At 62.0% G+C, this 2,737-nt stretch carries 4 protein-coding genes; 1 reads left to right on the top strand and 3 read right to left on the bottom strand.

The features are described from left to right. Positions 1-73: 73 nt before the first annotated feature. The 3 genes from BSZ39_RS14745 to BSZ39_RS12525 all read right to left on the bottom strand — a co-directional run bounded on the left by BSZ39_RS14745 (position 74) and on the right by BSZ39_RS12525 (position 2,387). Complete coding sequence (locus tag BSZ39_RS14745) at positions 74-232, bottom strand: response regulator transcription factor (protein ID WP_245792525.1); 159 nt, start codon at positions 230-232, stop codon at positions 74-76. After that, positions 156-1,598 carry a helix-turn-helix transcriptional regulator gene (locus BSZ39_RS14740; protein WP_245792524.1) on the bottom strand — a complete coding sequence of 481 codons (1,443 nt, stop codon included), beginning with the start codon at positions 1,596-1,598 and terminating at the stop codon, positions 156-158. Before BSZ39_RS14740 ends, BSZ39_RS14745 begins: the two co-directional genes overlap by 77 nt. A gap of 123 nt (positions 1,599-1,721) precedes the next feature. Beyond that, the gene (locus tag BSZ39_RS12525; RefSeq protein ID WP_073717640.1) at positions 1,722-2,387 is read right to left on the bottom strand and encodes an ABC transporter permease; all 666 of its coding nucleotides are present in this window, start codon (positions 2,385-2,387) and stop codon (positions 1,722-1,724) included. A 55-nt stretch (positions 2,388-2,442) separates the two neighbouring features. Between BSZ39_RS12525 and BSZ39_RS12520 the strand changes: the two genes are divergently transcribed. Beyond that, complete coding sequence (locus BSZ39_RS12520; protein WP_073717639.1) at positions 2,443-2,700, top strand: hypothetical protein; 258 nt, start codon at positions 2,443-2,445, stop codon at positions 2,698-2,700. Positions 2,701-2,737 lie beyond the last annotated feature (37 nt).

The following is a 2,737-nucleotide window of genomic DNA, read 5'->3' as shown; positions in this document are numbered from 1 at the left end:
GAGTTGTAGAAGATGAACTCGAGGATCACGCGGTGACCGCCCTGCTGTCCAGCACGACCACCCCGCTACACCACTATGAGGGACTCAACTCCGCTGCGGCGGTCCGGTCATTGACTCCGAGTTTGTGAAAGACGTGCTGCAGGTGGGTCTTGACGCTAGCTTGCCCAATGAAGAGTGCCGCCGCAGCTTCCTTGTTCGACGCACCATCGGCAACGAGCTGCAGGACCTCCAACTCCCGATTCGTCAGGACGCCGGATTCCGGTTGCGACACGCGGCCGATGAGATGCGCAGTCGCCGCCGGAGCGAGCACCGCTTCTCCGCGGGCTGCTGCCCGCTCGGCCGCCACGAGTTCGGCCGGGAGCGCGTCCTTCAGTTGCCTGGACCCCACCGAGTATCGGCATCCGCAGGTCCATCAAGACGACATCTGCGGCGAGTTGGACGGCTAGCTTCACGTCTTCTTCCCCATTGCTCGCCTCTCCGACGACCACGATGTCCGCAAGGTTGGAAAAGCTCCCCCGCAAGCCACTACGCACAATGGGATGGTCATCGACAATCAGCAAACGAATCATGATGCGACCTCCACTGTCGCAGTAAGTATGGGCACGGAAGCGCTTATCGTTGTGCCCTCCCCTAGCTCGGACTCGATGGCCAGGTCGCCACCGATTCCGCGGATCCGCTGCCGCATGCTCGTCAGCCGGAAACCGTTTGTCGGCCCATGCATTCCTCGCCCGTCGTCGCGAATATCTAACAACACGTCCTGGTCGGTCACCGTAGGACAGAGTGAGGGCAATCCGAGAGGCCTGGGCATGCTTGGCGACATTCGTCAGCGCTTCCTGACTGACTCGAAAGAGCGACACATCCAGCGCTGGGCTCAGCGCAACCGGCTCTGCGGTGATTTCAACGTGGACTGGAACCTCGTTGGTCTCCTGCCAGGTGGCCGCCAAGGTGCGTAGCGCATCAGGCAGCTGCGCTTGGCCGAGTTCTCTGGGCTGCAGGGCTTTGACAGATCGACTGGCCTCATCCAGTGATGACTTGGCAAAAAGCAAGGCGCTCTCGACTCGCGCAGCGCTGTCTTGCTGGTCGCGAGCACCTTGGGCCGCGTGAAGTTGGGTGATCACGCCGGCGAGCCCTTGCGCGATGGTGTCGTGGATTTCGCGTGCCAGCCGGCCCCGCTCGTCATGGACTCCAGCTTCTCGAGCTTGCACCACAAGCTGCGCGTGCAAGCCGGCGTTCTCATCGAGGGCGGCCTGCAGCCGCGCGACGAGTTCATCTCGCTTTTCCTCGGCCTTGACTGCCTGAAGGGTAATAACCAGGCCGGCCCCGATAGCCGCCGTCTGCACGACGATAATCATCCCGGCAAAGGCGACGTCCTGGGTTGATATGGTCGGCCGTCCGAGAAGAGTGACGCCATTAATGACGAGGGAGGTGACAAAGATGCCGAAGAGACCGACGCGCCATGAGGCCAGAATATGGGCGTGAAAGAAGCCCGTTATCAAGAAGATCACGAAGGAGTCGTCGAGGATGACGAGAGCAGTGCCAAGCGCGAGAAGAGTGAAAAAGTATCCCAAAGCGCTTGGCAGTGGCTGCTCGCCGCGCATTGTGGGGCGGGTGTGCCCCAGTAGATGAGCGCGGCTGAGGCACCAACAAGCGTTAGTGCCGTCAGCGCGCGCCAGGGTTCAAAGGTGGTCGCCCCGGTAGCCAGCCGTGCAGCGAAGACGACGCTAGTGAGTGCAAGGAGCACCCACGCGACCCACAGCAGAAGACCTTCCCACAGGCGTGCGGGATGGCCGGGCGGTGCCGGTTGTGGTCTCACGTGCCCCTACTCCCATCGAAATAGCTTCGCTGCTATCGCGGATGCCACCAGAGCGATGGCTGCCATCCTTGTTCGCTGACTGCGCTGTCGGGGTGATTGCTACGCTCACCATGGCGACGCCGACAAGTGCTGCGAAGCCCAGGACGAACGCGAGCATAAACGTCACCGGCTGCTGAGGAAGGCTCACATCGAGAACCAGCCAAGCCGCGACGATAAGGATGACCGCCGACAGGACAACAAAGACGAAGGCGACGATGAGCTGGGCCACGAGCAACATCGACGGATGAACCGGCGTTGTTCCAAGCCGCCGCAGAATGCCGCGCTCTCGATAGGTCGCCACGACGATCGGCACGTGTTGAACGCCGATCGCGATCATCCCAATCACGAGCGCTGATGGCGCCCAGTGGTCAACGAAGCGCACGCCGGCGAAGTTGGGCGACGGTTGACGCAGGATCGGAATCGAGCCCAACCCGAGCAGCAGCACGGTGGGAAACAGCAGTTCGTAGGCCCCTGCAATGGGATCGCGCAGGAATAGTTTGGTTTCTGTCGTGATGAGCTGCCGTAGGGCGGTCATGCGTCCTCCTTGGTCGTGAGGGCGACGAAGGCGTGCCCGTGACGGTCCACGTCCGATGCTCCACAGTGACGTCCTCGACGCCGGGCAGCGCCGCGATCGTGCGCGGATCGAGATCTTGACCGAGCCGGAAGTGGAGCGTTTGTGCGCCGCGCACTCGGTCGACGAGCGCTGCGGGGCTGCCCTGAGCAATAATCCGCCCGTCATCGATCACGGCGATCTCATCGCACAGGCGCTGTGCCTCGTCCATGAAATGGGTGACGGTCAAGTCCCTTGTAGTGGTGTAACGGCGTTTTCCTCTCGTTTGGGGTTTTAGCTTGCTAGTGCGGGCGTGTCGGTATCGGTCATGGTCG

Source organism: Bowdeniella nasicola, from assembly GCF_001907295.1.
Lineage (GTDB): Bacteria > Actinomycetota > Actinomycetes > Actinomycetales > Actinomycetaceae > Bowdeniella > Bowdeniella nasicola.
Note: the sequence above shows the minus strand (reverse complement) of the source record. Positions and strands in the feature narration are given on the sequence as shown.

What these genes read in the sequence shown, in the direction of transcription:
- BSZ39_RS14740 (WP_245792524.1), bottom strand. Translation starts at nt 1,598, where the DNA reads ATGCGCGGCGAGCAGCCACTGCCAAGCGCTTTGGGATACTTTTTCACT.
- BSZ39_RS12525 (WP_073717640.1), bottom strand. Translation starts at nt 2,387, where the DNA reads ATGACCGCCCTACGGCAGCTCATCACGACAGAAACCAAACTATTCCTG.
- BSZ39_RS12520 (WP_073717639.1), top strand. Translation starts at nt 2,443, where the DNA reads ATGCTCCACAGTGACGTCCTCGACGCCGGGCAGCGCCGCGATCGTGCG.